This window comes from Rufibacter radiotolerans (genome assembly GCF_001078055.1).
In the GTDB taxonomy this organism is placed as follows: domain Bacteria; phylum Bacteroidota; class Bacteroidia; order Cytophagales; family Hymenobacteraceae; genus Nibribacter; species Nibribacter radiotolerans.
In genome coordinates this window covers 92,329-107,472 of record NZ_CP010777.1, presented here as the reverse complement: position 1 = coordinate 107,472, position 15,144 = coordinate 92,329, and the positions used below count along the sequence as shown (strand labels likewise).

Below are 15,144 nucleotides of genomic sequence, written 5' to 3'. Positions count from 1 at the left end.
CTGAAACAAAACCAACCGGGCAAGAGCTAGAACTCTTGCATTTCCTCCTGACGGGAGCCCTAAAACACCAGCACAAATCCGCCGTTAGGCTTTATTTCCACCGCTGTCTTGCCGGTGAGGCTTACCTCTACTGTTTGCTGTTGCCAGCCACTTGCTTCGTTGCCGTCGGTAATCAGAGAGCCTTTCTTCCCTTTCAGGAAGGCAAGGTCCAGGTCCAGCGTTTTGGCGGTATTCTCCCCGTTGATCCCGGCCACATACCATTTGCCTTCGGCTTGTCGGGCCATCACCACCAGTTTGCCGGGATAACCATCAATGAACCTGGAGTCCTCCCACACGCTGGGCACGTTTTTCATATACTCCTGCACGTAGGCCGGGGCCTTGGCCATACCCGCGGGGATTTCAACGTAATGCTGGATACCTGACGTAAACAGCACCGACAGCGCCAGCTCGAAACCCTTGGTGGTTCTTCGGGTGATTCTGGGAATCTTGTCCAGGTTCACGGGCGTGAAATCCATGGGGTCAAACACGTTGCGGGTAAACGGAATCACGGTGGCGTGGGTGGGTTCCTCATCGGCGTTTCGCTGGTCAAAGGTGATGAACTCAAAGCCTTTGATAGATTCCATGGTCATAAGATTGGGGTAGGTGCGCTGCCAGCCGCGGGGCAGGGTGCAGCCATGGAAATTCACCAGCAAGCCGTACTCCGCTGCGTCTTTGAGAATATCGGTGTAGTACTGCATCACGCTCTGGCCATCGCCGCCGAAGAAATCAATCTTCACGCCTTTGATGCCCATCTCGCGCAGGCGCCCGAACTCCTGTTGGCGGCTCTGGCGGGTGAGCATTTTGTCTTTGGGTGTGAAAGGCGTGCCGTTCCAGGAGCCCGCCGAGTTGTACCACAGCAACAGCCCCACATTTTTGGTCTTGGCATAGTCCGCCAGTTCCTTGATTTTGGCATAGCCTATCTTCCGGTCCCATTCGGCGTCAATGAGCGTGTAGTGCCATTTCATGCGGGCGGCGTAGTCAATGAACCGTTTCTGTACGTCATAGACCGTGGAGTCATCTTTGAGCAGCGCCCAGCTCCAGGAGGCCTTACCCGGTTTGATAAAGCCTTGGTCCATTTTGATAGCGGGCTTGGCCAGATCGGTACCCAGGGTAGATTCAGCAATGGTTTTCAGGGAGCCCACGGCCACTATGCGCCACGGCGAGTACCAGGGCAAGGTAGACTCGGGGTTCAGGACGCCGCCCGGGAATTTCTCCTGCTCCTGCGGAAACGCCACGCTGTACTCCCCGTCCGGGGAATTCTGCGCCAGCCTTGAACCACAGTAATCGCCGTCCGGGCCAGATTCTGTGATCAGCACCCAACTCTCGCCGGTTTCAAACAAAGCAGGGAAAACCCAGCCGGCCTTGAAGGGCGAGGGCGTGCCTACAGCGATGCCTTTCTGGTAATGTTCCTCATACGAAGGATTTGTGCGCTCCCAGCCGGTTTTGGCATCTGACATGGGCTGCAGCCAAGCTTTGGCCCCCTGCGGGAATTTAAAGGACGTCACTTCCTGGGTGATCTTCTTTTTCTCAGAGGTCTGCCCCGGGAAGTAATACTGAAACGCCACCCCGTCATTGGAAACCTGGAAAATCACGTCCATCTGTTGCCCCTGCGCGGTCTTTAACCGAAAGGTGCGCTTGTTGGCGCGGTAGGTGTTCTTCCTGCGCTTGGCCGTTAAGATCTCATAGCTGTCCGTTACTTTCTCTTCTTTAGAAACAGACTCCAGCGCCAAGCCCTTGGTAAGATCGGCGTCTTCCATCAACACACCCAACTTTGAGTCCTGCAGTACCACGGTCCCGTTTCGGGACACTGTATACACGGCCCGTTGGTCTGGGGTAAGCCGGAACCTAACTTCCAGGCTTTTATCTGGGCTGGCCAGCGGATACTCTTTTTCTATTGCGGCACTTTTCACGGCAGTAGTAGTTTGGGAACAGCTGCTTAGCCCCCACACCGCTAACAGCAACATGAGCGGCGAACACAAGGCGAGCAAGGGTGATACTTGTTTTGATTTAAAGAACATCGTCACAGTTTGAGGAATTTGGAAGAAAGCGTTTTGATCTTGTTTTCAGGAAAACAAGCCTAAAATACCTGCCGTGTACCTGGAAGGCGGCCATGCACCCAACTACTAAGGAAGCAAGCGTTTGGATTTCATATGGTTCTACAAAAAATCAGATACTACAGGCATGCCCCTTTTGGCGTTACCGCAGCAGTCGCACGTAATAAATGCCTGCTGTTGTTGAGTTGGGCAAGGCTTTAAACTCCAGCTTCAGTTCTCCGCCTTTGGCCTTCTCCAGCACCGCGGCCGGAATTTCATAATCCACTTCCATAAATTTATCGCCTCCTGTACCGGCCAGTTTTTCAGTGGCCAGCACCTGCCCATTCACGGAGATGGTGAAGTGGCGGTCTTTGTCTTTGCCGTAATACATCAGACGCAGCCGGCGCGGACCCGGCCCTTTGTTCTTGAGCGTATAGCTGAACCAGCCGCGGGCATGGCGCCAGTGGCGGTCTTTGAAAACGCCGGTCTCGGTCTGTTCGCCAGCAAAGCCGTGGTCAGATTCTGGTTGCTGCTCGCCGGGGGCTACCTGGTCAATGGTTTGGGCCTCCAGCGCCAGTTTGGCTGTTTCCTTTTCTTTGAGGGCGGCTTTTCTGGCCTCTAGCCCTTCGGGCGAAGTAACCGGGAAATAAATGGTGTAGCGGGCGTCATGGATCTGGTAAAAAGGCACCAGTTCCAGTTGCTTGTATTGTTCCTGGTGCAGAAGCGAGGAAGCTGTAAAGGTAAAGGGCTTGCCCGCCACGGGCTGAATACCGGCCGCCACGTCTTTCCCGGCAGATACCAGCAAAGGCGCTTCTTCCAGTGAATACAAGGGCCCGTTGGCCACGTGGCCCATGCGGCTCCCGTCGGCTCTCAGGCCCTTTAACCCAGTGGTATCGGTAACGGCCGCCAGCACCAACGGACCGTGTACAAAAGAAACCCAGGGCGAGCCATCCGGCAGGTACTCGGCTTTGGTGTGCATGGGCAGAGACACCGTGACCACATCGCCTGATTTCCACTTCCGGTCCAGGCCCAAGTAGCCGTTGGCAGCTTGGGTAACCTTAGCCGCTTTGCCATTTACGGTTACTCGCAGCTGCCCGGCTTCCACCCACTCGGGGTACCTGATGTACAGGGTAAACTTCTGCGTTTTTTTAAGAGCAAAGGTGAGGGCAGAGGATTCCTCAAAAGGGAATTTGGTGTTTTGGGTAAGCGTTACACCTTTCTCCTTCCACTCTAAAACAGAAGGCAGAAACAGATTCACGTACAGGTCTTTGGCGGAATGGGCATAGATCAGTTCGCCGTACTTGCCGTGGTTTTCTAGGCCGGAACCCACGCAGCACCAGAAATCCAGCTGCGGCTGGGAATACACGCGGTAGTGCCTGGGCCGCATGGGCGTAAAGTACACGAAACCGCCCTGGGTGGGGTGCTGCGAGGACAGGATGTGGTTGTACATGGCCCGCTCATAGTAATTAAGATACTCCGCCGAAGCGCTGGCTAGATACAGTTGCTTGCTGAGCTTGAGCATGTTGTAGGTGTTGCAGGTCTCGGGGCCCTCCTTCCCTTCCAGCATAGAAGAAAAGTTGTTGGCCGGATGGAAATGCTCACTCACGCTGTTGCCCCCAATAGAGACCGTGCGGTTTTTCACCACCGTCTGCCAGAAGAATTCGGCGGCGGGAGTCCAGGTTTTATCCCCGCTCACCTCGGCCACCCGCTGGAAGCCGATCACCTTTGGGATCTGGGTATTGGCGTGCATGCCATTCAAGACGTCTTTGCCCTGCAATAAAGGATTCAGGACCGAAGTCTGGGAAAAGCTTTTGGCCAGGACCAGGTATTTTGGGTCACCGGTGATCTCGGCCACATCCGCAAACACTTCGTTCATACCGCCGTGCTCGCTCCGCAGCATGTCCTGGATTTGGGCATCTGAAAGATTAGCGGTCAGGTCCAGGCACCAATCAGAGAGTTTGATGAGCATCTGCCTGGCTTTCTCGTTGCCCGCAAAAACGTAGGCATCGCGTAAGCCCGCATACGTTTTGTGGATGTTGTACCAGGGCACCCATTTCTTGTTCAGCGAGAAGCTGCCCGCGTCTATCTTACCCGCCTTTATATCTTGCCACATCTCCTTGCCGCCCGGAGTGCCGCCCAGGTAGCCGTCGCCGCTTTTCTGCTGGCAGGCCTCCAGGGCATCGACCATGTAGGTGAGCCGCTGCTGCACCTCGGGGTTGCCGGTGGCCGCGTACATCAAAGCCAGCGCCGAGAGGTAGTGTCCTCCAATGTGCCCGTCCAGGCCGGTGTTTTCCCAGTTGCCGTAGTTCTGGGCCTTGGGCTGGATTCCGGCTTCTTTCTGAAAAGGGGCCAATAAACGGTCCATGTCCAACGACAGCATATAGGCCAGATCTGTTTGCTGCGCCTGCTTGAAAGGCCCCTCCAGCAACCGCACCTGCGCCAGCGGAAAACTCTGTAGTTGGCCCTGCCGGGAAAAACCCCAGGCAGGGGCTAGCATCAAAAAAACAAACCACAAAATCTTCGCCTTCATGAGCATTTTTTCAATTGTAAACAGAGGTATTAAACGGCGGCTGGGGCCTACCACAGAGAGCCGGCGCTTTTCCTGTTTTAGACATGTTTTTGAAAAAACAGTCCCAAAACAGGAAAAGCGCCTTACCCAACAAGCCCGCCTAATGAGGTAAAGCAGGTTAACCTTAAAATTAATTTTTAAATGTATTAAATACACTTATATTTATTGCAATCTTTGCCCATAAATATTCTTCCGTTTTACATTTCAGCAGCAGAACATCTATTATACAGGTTATAAATATGAAGAACACAATCCTGAGCCTCCTCCTTCTTTTGGCCGTGACTGCCGCCAACGCACAAAACACTGCCACCCTTACTGTTCCGGCTAAGGCTGAGCAGATCATCAGCCGCCACATTTACGGGCATTTTGCAGAGCATTTGGGCCGGTGTATTTATGGCGGTTTTTATGTGGGTGAAAACAACACCAAGATTCCGCACACGGCTGGGGTACGGAACGACGTGGTGGACGCCTTGAAGAAGCTGAAGATCCCTAATCTGCGCTGGCCGGGCGGCTGTTTCGCCGATACCTACCACTGGAAAGACGGCATCGGCCCCAAGGAGCAGCGGCCTTCCATTGTCAATACCTGGTGGGGTGGCGTGACGGAGAACAACAGCTTCGGGACGCATGATTTCCTGAACATGTGCGAACTGTTGGGCACCGAGCCTTACCTAGCAGGCAACATGGGCAGCGGGGCCGTGCAGGAACTCGCAGACTGGGTGCAGTACACCAACTTTGCGGGCGTGGGCCCCATGTCTAAACTGCGCAAAGAAAACGGCCGCGAAAAACCCTGGAACGTGAAGTACTGGGGGATTGGTAACGAGGCCTGGGGCTGCGGCGGCAACATGACCGCCGAGTACTACGCCAACGAGTACCGCAAATACGCCACCTTCGTCTCTGACTGGAACAACTCGGGCAAACTGTTCAGGATCGCCTCTGGCGCCAATGGCGGTGACTATAACTGGACTGAGACGCTGATGAAGATCATCCCGAAGAACCTGATTGAAGGCGTGGCGTTGCACCACTACGCGGTGATCAACTGGGACAAGAAAGGCCCTTCGGTGAAATTCTCTGAGGAGCAGTACTTCGCCACCATGAAAAGCGCCCTGCACATGGAAGAGCTGGTTCAGAAACACAGCGCCATCATGGACAAGTATGACCCCGCCAAAAAGATTGCCCTGGTGGTTGACGAGTGGGGCGGCTGGTATGAAGTGGAGCCCGGCACCAACCCAGGGTTTCTGTACCAGCAGAACACTATGCGCGATGCCATGATTGCCGGTTCTACCCTCAACACCTTCAACAACCATTCAGACCGCGTGCGCATGGCCAACCTGGCCCAGGCAATTAACGTGCTGCAGTCCGTGATCCTCACCGATGAGGAAAAGATGCTCTTGACGCCTACCTACCACGTCATGGAGATGTATAACGTGCACCAGGACGCCACCTACCTCCCCTTCACCGTGCAAAGCGCTGACTACACTTTGGGTAATGAGAAACTGAAAGCGGTGAACGGCTCGGCCTCCCGTGACAAGAACGGGGCAACGCATATCTCCCTGGTGAACATTGACCCCAAGAACAAGCAGCAAGTGGCTATTACCATTGAGGGCGCCCGCTACAAAAACGTATTGGGCCGCATAGTGACCTCCAAAACCCTGCAGGACCACAACACCTTTGACAAGCCAGACGTGATTAAGCCGGTGGCTTTCAAAGGCGCCAAACTGAAAGGCAATTCTTTGAACGTAGAGTTGCCGCCTTTCTCAGTGGTGGTGTTGGAAATGAAGTAGGGGTTTGGCCAGGGCCAAGCTCCATAAGCCTAGGAAAGGAAATATAGTCCTTTAAACTCTCCCGGCTGTTCTGAAAATGCATTTCATCAGCTAAAACATGCCTTGCCACATGGTGCCGCTTTGAGCACGTTCTTAGAAAAACAGACATAAAACAGCCTCGCAGGATTTGATCTTGCGAGGCTGTTTTATGTCTCTAGGTGGTGGTATATACGCTTCTTAGTTAAGCTGCTTTTCAGGGGCAATTTGCTTCTCCCGGTCGCTTACCAGTTGCTGCAGGGTCTCCTCATATTTTACGTGGGTGGTGCCCAGCCATTCATCCCACAACCGGAAGTACAACCCATAGTTCCCCTTGAAAAACTTGTGGTGCATGTTATGGTTAGTGGAGGTATTCAGCCATCGGCCTAATCTGCTGTTCACTAACCACTGCGGGTAAATTTCATACCCCAGGTGGCCATACACATTGTACACGGTCATGAAAAGCAGGAAGGCCAGAATAGCCAGCGGGTGGATGGGGATAAGCACGGCAATGACCAGGATAATACCGCCCTCTACCAATGCCTCCAGCGGACTAAAGGAAAAAGACGCCCACGGCGAAGGGTTCACCGATTTATGGTGCGTGAGGTGAAACGCCTTGAATAACCTGGGGTGGTGCATAAGCCGATGGGTCCAGTAGAAGTAAGCATCATGAATGACCAAGGCCAGGAACACGCTTACCCAAAAGTAGCCCCAGCCATACGCACTGATTTGGGTATAGATTTCCGTGTAGGGCCGTACCAGGTCAGAGGAAAGCAGAATACCGTACAAGGCAAACACTACAAACGTGAAGAAGGAGTAGCCTACCTCTCGGGCATAGTCTTTTTGCTTTGGGAAGAGCGCCTGAATTTTACGTCCGGCAAATTTCTCAGGCCAGAACACGTAAAATACCAGGAACGCCAAACCCGCTATAACTACATAGCGGACGGCCAGCACTATATAAAATAACCAGAACTGCGTATTCATAAGTAAAGCTACTTACGCTCGTATACGAATTCTCACAAGGCCCTTCTTTTTCTCCATAGCTTTCGCTATGAAATCTCTACATACGGTTTGGCCAGCCATTTTTTGGCATCCTCCACCTCGGCAAACACGCCGCATTGGAAAGCAGTAAGGCTGTTGCAAAACGCCAGCGCACTCGCATCTGCGAAGCTCTCTGGGGTAGTAAGCATGCTGAAATACCGCAACCCGTCTTTCGCCGCTTGAGGCGCCCATTCATTAATCACCCAATCAATGGAATGGTCCCAAGAGCCTATCACCAGCCGGGTATCATTCAATACCCGGCTAAACCCGGCCTTCTTGAGCGCGGCCACATACGCCGCGGCCCCTGTTTTGATATTCTCGGGGGTCAGATACCCCATCCAAGTGACGTGTACCCACTTATTCTCGGTGTCAACTTTAATGGTTAGAAATACTTTTCCAAATGAGTTTGTAAGCTCTTGCGTCATAAAGGGTATTCGGTCTATAGGGATTGGCAGGCCTAGCTTGATATGCTTGATGCCAGACTGCTGTAGTAACATAGGTTACCCGTCTGAAATTTCATTTTGGGAAAAGATTTTTGGTATGTTTTTAGGGATATAGGCAAAGGAGGGCCTTGCGTGGGAACTGAGGGAGAGTTAAAATCAAAAAGCCCTTTGTAAGCTATACAAAGGGCTTTTTGATTTAGTACCAGGAGCGGGTACACAACCCGCTAACATAGGAAAACAACAATAAACAAAAACCGCTTTTAAACCCACTTTAAGGCTGTTTTTCTGTTTTCAGCCCCTTATCATTTTCTCTTATTTTCCTTTGTTTCAGTAAATTTTGTTACCAGTTTGTTACTCGTTTGTTACTCGCTTCAATTACTTTCCTTACATTAGATAACAAAGGAAAACAAAGGGGTAAGAAGTGAAAAAGCTAGCAAACAAAGAACCTGTGAGGCTTAGGGAGAAAAAGCTCACCAATGGCAATCTAAGTCTTTACCTTGATTATTACAAGGAAGGGGAAAGGCAGTATGAGTTTTTAAAGCTCTATTTAATAGCCAAACCTAAGAACCCCTTAGAAAAAGATGCCAACCAAACCAATTTAGAGCTTGCCCAGCGCATCAAAGCCAAAAGGACAGAAGAGGCCCTAATGGGTACTTTTGACTTGCAGGCAAAGAGCCTGAGCCATACAGATTTTATAAAGTTCTATCAGGCATACATTACCCATTACACCAAAAAAGATAACAGGGTACTGAGTGCCACCCTCAGCAAGTTCAAAGACTTTTTACTAGAAAGGTATGGCAAAGAAAAACTGGCTTGTAAAGACCTTACCCAAAACCTGATCATAGGCTTTAAGGATTATCTAGAGGCAAACCAAACAGGTGAGGGCCCCCTCACCTACTTTAACCGGTTCAGGAAAGTAGTAAAGTATGGCATAAGGGAAAACCTGTTCCCAAAGAACCCCCTGCCTGAAAACCTGAAATTCAAAAGCGGGGGCATGACTAAGGGAGTGCTGAGCCTTGATGAGGTAAGCAAGCTATCAAAGACCCCCTGTGGCAGCGATACCATAAAGCGGGCCTTTCTCTTTGCCTGCAATACCGGCCTAAGGTTTGGAGACATTAAAGAGCTGAAATGGCAGGATATAAGCAACACAGAGCTAACTCTAAGACAGAGCAAGACCCAGGAGGTAAACAGGCTTAGGCTTAACCACAACGCCCTAAAACTGATTGGGGAGAAAGGCGCCCCTAAGGAACTGGTATTCCCTCTGCCCTCTTTCAATGGCTCAGCAAAGACCATCAAAAATTGGGCAGCCCGGGCCGGTATAGAAAAGCGCATTACCTGGCATAGTGCCCGCCATTCCTTTGCTACTAACATCTTGCTGTTAGGCTATGACCTAAAGACCCTTTCCCAGCTCTTAGGGCATACCTCTATTAAGCATACCCAGAAGTACCTCAGCATTGCAGATGAAAGGAAGCACCAGGCAGTAAACGCTTTACCTGATTTAAACTACTAAACCCCTGCTATGCCAAAAGATAACAATAAAAATCTCGAGGAAATTTTAAGGGAAATTAAAAGAGAAATGGAGGAAGTCCCCAGTGTTAATGATGAACATTATAGGGAGTTTCTAAGCTGGGCAATAGAGTTCCCTGAATTAGCAAGGGAAAGGTATCCGAGAAATTATAAAATGATTGAAAAAGCTGCCAGTGAAGTTACTGCTTGGGAGATGGCTAGGATATATAATGCCCTCCTGAAAAACATTCCATTAAACATTGAGGAGGCCAATAAAGCTATTGGTGGGCTTAGGTTAAAGAAGTTAAAGGAAGTATTAGAAGTCTTAAAACGTTACAAAGAGTTAGGCGAGCGCACAACTGAGCCTATAATCAAGGCGGCATACAAAGAGTGTGGTTCTTTTTTTGACGAATTTATACCAATAGTTGAGAAAGGTTTAAACGCGAGCCCTACCGAGAAAGAAATGTCCACAAGCAAAGTCTTAGACTGGAAATCCCTTTTTAAAGAGTCTGAAGAGGCGGACAAAGTATTGGGGTTTTTAGAAGAGTACCTTTCCAGCACAGGACAATGGATTGTAGAACCGATTGGCAGGCATTTGGTAGCATTATGCACTGATCTGGAAAAGAAGGGGTATTTTAAAAGCCATAACACTATTTCTAATCCTGTAAAAGCTTCAGCATTTAACATTCAGTTTGAAGCAAATCTAAGCGCTAAGAACTTTCAGCCTCAAGAAAGAAACAAGGCAGAAGATTTTAGAGAACATTTCAAGCATATACCATTTTACAAGCCCACCCGATAAACATATTTAGTTCTACTAGTTCCTATTTTATTCCGTTGGAATAGATGGAACTACTTTCTTTCTTGCCTTCGCCACCTTTGCTCTTGTTAACAGCATAAGGATTGGCCAATCCATTTCTCTAACTCTTAAAAAGTAAGAAATGGAATTACAAAATTTAGAGGCAAGGCTAAAGAATATTGAATCTTTACTCCTCACCCAAAAGACAGTACTAAACTTTGATGAGGCAGCAGCATACACAGGCTTATCAAAAAGCTATCTGTATAAACTGACCTCAGCAGCGGGCATACCCCATTTTAAGCCCCAGGGGAAACACATCTATTTTAATAAGCTAGAGGTAGACCAATGGCTGCAAAGAAATCCCTGCAAGCCCCTAGATAAGGCCCTTATAGAAGAGCAGGCAGATACTTATATCTCACTTAATAAAATGGGAGGTGCAAGATGCTAACGGCCTACTATAAGCTTGAGATCCTGCAAGACTACCTAAGGCAGGCAAACAAGATCAATTCAAAGACTAGGCTGGATTGCACCCTGCAAACCAACCCCAAAAACTATACAGGCTTGACAGATTTTGTCAATGCCAAAGGGCAGATGTATTTCTATAAGACACCTGCCAGGGAGTTTGTAAAAGCCAACTGCAAGCGGTTGGCAGAATGGGCCCTATCTAACGGTAAACTGAACCTTTCTAGTATCTACTTTGAAGATATAGACTTTCCCCAATTTGGGTATGGCTACCCCAATGCCAACCGGCTAAAATCAAACAGGGAGCCAAACCCCCTATTCCCTTTCAGGAACGATGCCTACCTGTTCATTACCAATGCTGACCTAAGCCAGGTAGAAGTACTTGTAATTGCTGAGGGCAGGAACCTGGTCAACGCCTACTACCAACGCCTGATAGATGGGGAGCTGGATCAAGAGGTGCAAACCTTGAGGCAACAGGCCCAGCCTTTGTTTGACTATGGAAGTGCTATATAGCAAGTGGTACACTGCTACATTTTTTGTCAATTAAGATGTATGATTCAGTAGGGCTAAGGATTAGCCAGGAACAGGCAGGCAGTAACCTAATAGACTGCCTGCCCTACCTTACCGACCTATCAGAAACCTGCAAAGCAGATGGGCAGGTTTACTACACCGGCCACCTAAACAACTGCAAAGCCTACCTGTCAGACAGCGGGCTCTTTATCAAGGGCAGCTTAACTAAGTTCTACCTAGGCGACAACTTGCATACCCTGAACAGAAGCGATGCCAGGAGGGCCTTTGAAATGATGGCAGACATCCTACACCTGCCTATCCAAAAAGCTACCTTAACCAGGATAGATGCAGGGCTAAACATAGTTACCGATTTTAAGCCAGAGCTTTACTACCCGTACCTGGGCCAAAGCAACCACTACCAACGCCTTACCCAGCCCAAAAGCATAAGTTACAAAAACGGGCTAAGGCTGAAGCAGTTCTATAACAAGATAGCAGAGAGCAAGAGCAAAGGAGTAGCTATACCTGCTATCTACCATGGAAAGAACCTGCTGAGGTATGAGGTAAGTTATATGCAACGCCTGGCAAAGCAGTTCAAACAAACCCACATCACCCCTGCCACTTTGACGGAAGAAGGTTTCTATATGGGTTTGATAGATAAAGTTGTGCAGGAGTATGAGGCAATCCAAAAAATAGGACTTATAAATATGGACTTAACTAAAATCAAATACCCAAAGGACTTATGGAATCAGGTTATAGCCCTATGTATAAAGGAAAAGGGCCCAGATGCTTTTCTGCACTTGATAGATCAACTCAAAGAGCTTAGGAGCTTTGATAAGCCAGAGTACTACTCTAGGGCAAGAAAGGATGTAAGAGAATATTCCAAAGCCCTGGCGCCTGACACCCCAGACCTGATTAAGGAATTGGACAGGAAAGTAGCTAGGATAAAGCAGAATTATAGGTAAGTCATTCAAAGAAATACAGTAATTTACTACTGCTTGAAATGCAAACCCTATATTTTAGATTCAATTAACGAATTAATGAGTTATTAATTAAACCTTAAATATATATGGCAAAGCTTACAGATATCATTCAGGAATTTAATGGAAGAAGGATTCCTTATTCCGTTTTGTTGAGCTTAGAAGAGTGGAAATCCAAACGACAACAGATCCTTAATAGAACCGGATATGCTTGTGAAAGATGCAAAGTAGTCTGTATTCAAGATTATGTTCCTAAAAAAATTGGCTCAAATATAAAGTTTTTACCTGCTGTTTGGGATGAAGTTATAAAGGAAGTACCAATCAGAAGTCACATTACAGGTGAAATTATAGATAGCTTTGACAAACATGTTCCTGTGCTTACTATACAAGCCGATCCTCATTTTCCTGAAGTTCACCATACCTATTATATTTTAGATAAGTTCCCATGGGAATACCCTAATGAGAGCTTAATGGTTGTTTGTCATAAATGTCACCAAGAAATACATAATAAAGATGTTATAAAGATCTATGAAGATGAAAATATGAATAGGGGTAAAGTGTTAACCCCCTGTTCTAGGTGCCAAGGCACGGGTTATCTATATGAATATGATTACTATAAAAATGGTATCTGCTTTCAATGTAACGGTGCCCGGTTTAAAGAATGGAGGTAAGGTTATCAACCCAATTTATTGACATTCCCTAAACATTTAGGTTACATAAGCCTCATCACACCTAAAAATGGCTAAACATCCCACGCTCCCAACTCTCTATGATGAGGTGAAAACATTAACCATTACCAATCTTAAAAAGTGGGGTTACCTAATCCCAAACAGCTACAAAAGCGGGATTATACATTGGGGCAGACATGGCCAGAGAACGTCTAGTATCAATATTCTAGTGGATACCTATGGCTTTAGTCCTTACTTACAAATAAGTTATACCTACAATGGAACAACTATAAGCTACAAGGTGCCTCTTACCTTCTTACCTGCCAACATAGGCAAGGGGCAGGTATGGTACTTTGTGTGCCCCCATACTCAAAAGCGTTGCAGAACTCTGTATATGATTGGTGACAGGTTCCTGCACCGGTCAGCCTATACAGGCTGTATGTATGAATCACAGACCAAGAGCCATAAGAACAGAACACTGCACCGGCTCTTAGATAAGGTCTTTGGGGAAGATGAACTTTATGAGCAGCTATTCAGCAAACACTTTAAAAGCTCATATGCAGGCAAGCCTACAAAGCGTTACTTGGCTATTCAGAAGAAGCTAAGGCAGGCACAGAGCATAAACTATGATGAGGTAGAAAGGTTACTTTAGAATAAAGAACGCCCAGGGTAAGATGCAAATCCTTGCTTGAAGTTTGGTAAATGACAACAATTCAATTTTGCAATTTATTTTCTATAGTTTAATTTAAACCAAAAATAACCATTATATGATTTTTTGTACTGCTGCTTTCAGGACTGTCACCTTTTTTACCCTGCTTTTATTTACTCCTTTAATTTCATTCGCTCAGTTCTCCTCTGAATCAGAAGCAAAAGATTATTTTACAAAGTCCAAATCATTAGACCCTATTGAAGGAGTTTATTTAGTTACTCAAACAAACTCAGGAGCTTCAAACAGTGTAAGAAGTAGTAGATACGTTATTTCAAGAAATGCACAGGAGCCAGGGTTCTTCCACATGCAATTAATTGATGAAGCAAATAACAGCCTTAGGATTTTGTATGCCAATATGAAAAAAATAGATGAGCAACTTTATGTTTATCTAATTAAAATGGATGGAGGTCTGAAAACGGTTTATTATACTATTACAGATAAACAGTTTACAATCAAATATGATAGTAAAATTGAAGGACTAGGTCCTATATTCTATGAATATAAATACACAAAGATCCTGCCCAAATAAGATTGACACCTCTTATCATAAGCAATAAGGGCAGAGAGAGAAGAAATAGTGAACGTCTTGTTTCTACCATTGTGCTAAGAATAAGGACCTAACAAAGCAAGAAGAGGAAAGGCTAAATTCATTACTTAGGATGTTAGCCCTTCCGGGCAATATTTCATTAGATTGAAGCCAAAGCACAAGAATTCATCTGATGTTAGACTAAGATCAAACTACCTTTTGGCAGAGTTTAGCACTACTTATTAGGGCTTTCACCTGTTCTAATGAAAGAGTATAATGCTTTGTTCTATGCACAATGGCATGGCAATTTGGGCAAAGCACGCAAAGATCTGTCTTAGGGTTAACAAAAATCCTTTCCTTAGCATCTGATATAGGCCTCAGATGGTGAACATGGATATACCCTTCACCTATCTCTCCATAGAACTCCTTAAAATTAAAATGGCAGGCCTGGCACGTTGTGCCATGTACTTCTATGGCCTTTTGACGCAAAGCAGAATTCCTTTCATAAATTGTTGTGTACCTCTTTTTTGGGTCTCCCTCCTGATAGGATTCTAGCTCTCCCTCTGGTGATACTTCACTATCAAAGCCTGGAGAATCAACTTCAACGACAATTGTATTAGATAGGACTTTCTGGTAAACCTCCTCTGTTATAGGTCTTACCCCATCGCGCCAATAGTTTGATTCTCTACTAGAAGGTATAGATTCTAAGAATTCATCATCTACTTTTGCTAAAATTGGCACACCAAAAGGAGTGAAATCTTTGATAGTGCAAAAGTGATTTCTGCTGTTTGCAGGATCAGGGAAAACTTCCTCAACTTTTGCCACCGCAAAGTAATGGGGGCTATCAGTCAGTCTCTTGTTTCTATAATCTTTGTTCTTAAGCTTTCCTTTATAATAGATTATAGATGTTTCAGGCTGTAAGAACTTAAGATACCTATTTGGAAAGTGATAAAGAGTACCTGTTCTATCATCCCACTCAGAAACATCATTTTCAGTTATAATAGTATACATATGGAAATCTTGCTAGTCTTTTACTAAATGATTTCAAAACAGAACCCAGCTATAATTG

14 protein-coding genes are annotated in these 15,144 nt (G+C 47.1%); 9 read left to right on the top strand and 5 right to left on the bottom strand.

The genetic code is table 11. The features are described from left to right. Positions 1-59: 59 nt before the first annotated feature. Complete coding sequence (locus TH63_RS00410; RefSeq protein WP_231583518.1) at positions 60-1,949, bottom strand: glycoside hydrolase family 97 protein; 1,890 nt, start codon at positions 1,947-1,949, stop codon at positions 60-62. A 286-nt stretch (positions 1,950-2,235) separates the two neighbouring features. Then, positions 2,236-4,602 (bottom strand): glycoside hydrolase family 127 protein, encoded by a 2,367-nt coding sequence (locus TH63_RS00405; RefSeq protein ID WP_053093856.1) that lies wholly within the window; start codon positions 4,600-4,602, stop codon positions 2,236-2,238. A gap of 278 nt (positions 4,603-4,880) precedes the next feature. On the opposite strand from TH63_RS00405, the gene TH63_RS00400 reads away from it, so the two are divergent. Continuing rightward, entirely contained in the window at positions 4,881-6,422 is a 1,542-nt protein-coding gene (locus TH63_RS00400; RefSeq protein ID WP_048919181.1) for an alpha-N-arabinofuranosidase, read from the top strand. A 216-nt stretch (positions 6,423-6,638) separates the two neighbouring features. Here the strand turns inward: TH63_RS00400 and TH63_RS00395 are convergent, their stop codons facing one another. Next, positions 6,639-7,421 carry a sterol desaturase family protein gene (locus TH63_RS00395; protein ID WP_048919180.1) on the bottom strand — a complete coding sequence of 261 codons (783 nt, stop codon included), beginning with the start codon at positions 7,419-7,421 and terminating at the stop codon, positions 6,639-6,641. Positions 7,422-7,486: 65 nt separating this feature from the next. Continuing rightward, positions 7,487-7,903 (bottom strand): hypothetical protein, encoded by a 417-nt coding sequence (locus TH63_RS00390; RefSeq protein WP_048922483.1) that lies wholly within the window; start codon positions 7,901-7,903, stop codon positions 7,487-7,489. 439 nt (positions 7,904-8,342) lie between these two features. On the opposite strand from TH63_RS00390, the gene TH63_RS00385 reads away from it, so the two are divergent. The 8 genes from TH63_RS00385 to TH63_RS00350 all read left to right on the top strand — a co-directional run bounded on the left by TH63_RS00385 (position 8,343) and on the right by TH63_RS00350 (position 14,078). After that, the gene (locus TH63_RS00385; protein ID WP_048919179.1) at positions 8,343-9,431 is read left to right on the top strand and encodes a site-specific integrase; all 1,089 of its coding nucleotides are present in this window, start codon (positions 8,343-8,345) and stop codon (positions 9,429-9,431) included. 9 nt (positions 9,432-9,440) lie between these two features. Continuing rightward, complete coding sequence (locus tag TH63_RS00380; protein WP_048919178.1) at positions 9,441-10,226, top strand: hypothetical protein; 786 nt, start codon at positions 9,441-9,443, stop codon at positions 10,224-10,226. Between the two features lie 139 nt (positions 10,227-10,365). After that, the gene (locus tag TH63_RS00375) at positions 10,366-10,671 is read left to right on the top strand and encodes a helix-turn-helix domain-containing protein (RefSeq protein ID WP_048919177.1); all 306 of its coding nucleotides are present in this window, start codon (positions 10,366-10,368) and stop codon (positions 10,669-10,671) included. Continuing rightward, positions 10,665-11,198, top strand: coding sequence for a hypothetical protein (locus TH63_RS00370; protein WP_048919176.1), 534 nt, complete (start codon positions 10,665-10,667; stop codon positions 11,196-11,198). Before TH63_RS00375 ends, TH63_RS00370 begins: the two co-directional genes overlap by 7 nt. A gap of 35 nt (positions 11,199-11,233) precedes the next feature. Then, positions 11,234-12,157: a phage/plasmid replication domain-containing protein gene (locus TH63_RS00365; protein ID WP_048919175.1), complete on the top strand. Its 924-nt coding sequence runs from the start codon at positions 11,234-11,236 to the stop codon at positions 12,155-12,157. Positions 12,158-12,261: 104 nt separating this feature from the next. After that, the gene (locus tag TH63_RS00360) at positions 12,262-12,843 is read left to right on the top strand and encodes a hypothetical protein (RefSeq protein WP_048919174.1); all 582 of its coding nucleotides are present in this window, start codon (positions 12,262-12,264) and stop codon (positions 12,841-12,843) included. Positions 12,844-12,910: 67 nt separating this feature from the next. Next, the gene (locus tag TH63_RS20445; protein WP_048919173.1) at positions 12,911-13,492 is read left to right on the top strand and encodes a hypothetical protein; all 582 of its coding nucleotides are present in this window, start codon (positions 12,911-12,913) and stop codon (positions 13,490-13,492) included. 115 nt (positions 13,493-13,607) lie between these two features. Next, the gene (locus TH63_RS00350) at positions 13,608-14,078 is read left to right on the top strand and encodes a hypothetical protein (RefSeq protein WP_048919172.1); all 471 of its coding nucleotides are present in this window, start codon (positions 13,608-13,610) and stop codon (positions 14,076-14,078) included. Positions 14,079-14,282: 204 nt separating this feature from the next. Here the strand turns inward: TH63_RS00350 and TH63_RS00345 are convergent, their stop codons facing one another. After that, on the bottom strand, positions 14,283-15,086 hold the full coding sequence (locus TH63_RS00345; RefSeq protein ID WP_048919171.1) for an HNH endonuclease: 804 nt from the start codon (positions 15,084-15,086) through the stop codon (positions 14,283-14,285). Positions 15,087-15,144: the final 58 nt, after the last annotated feature.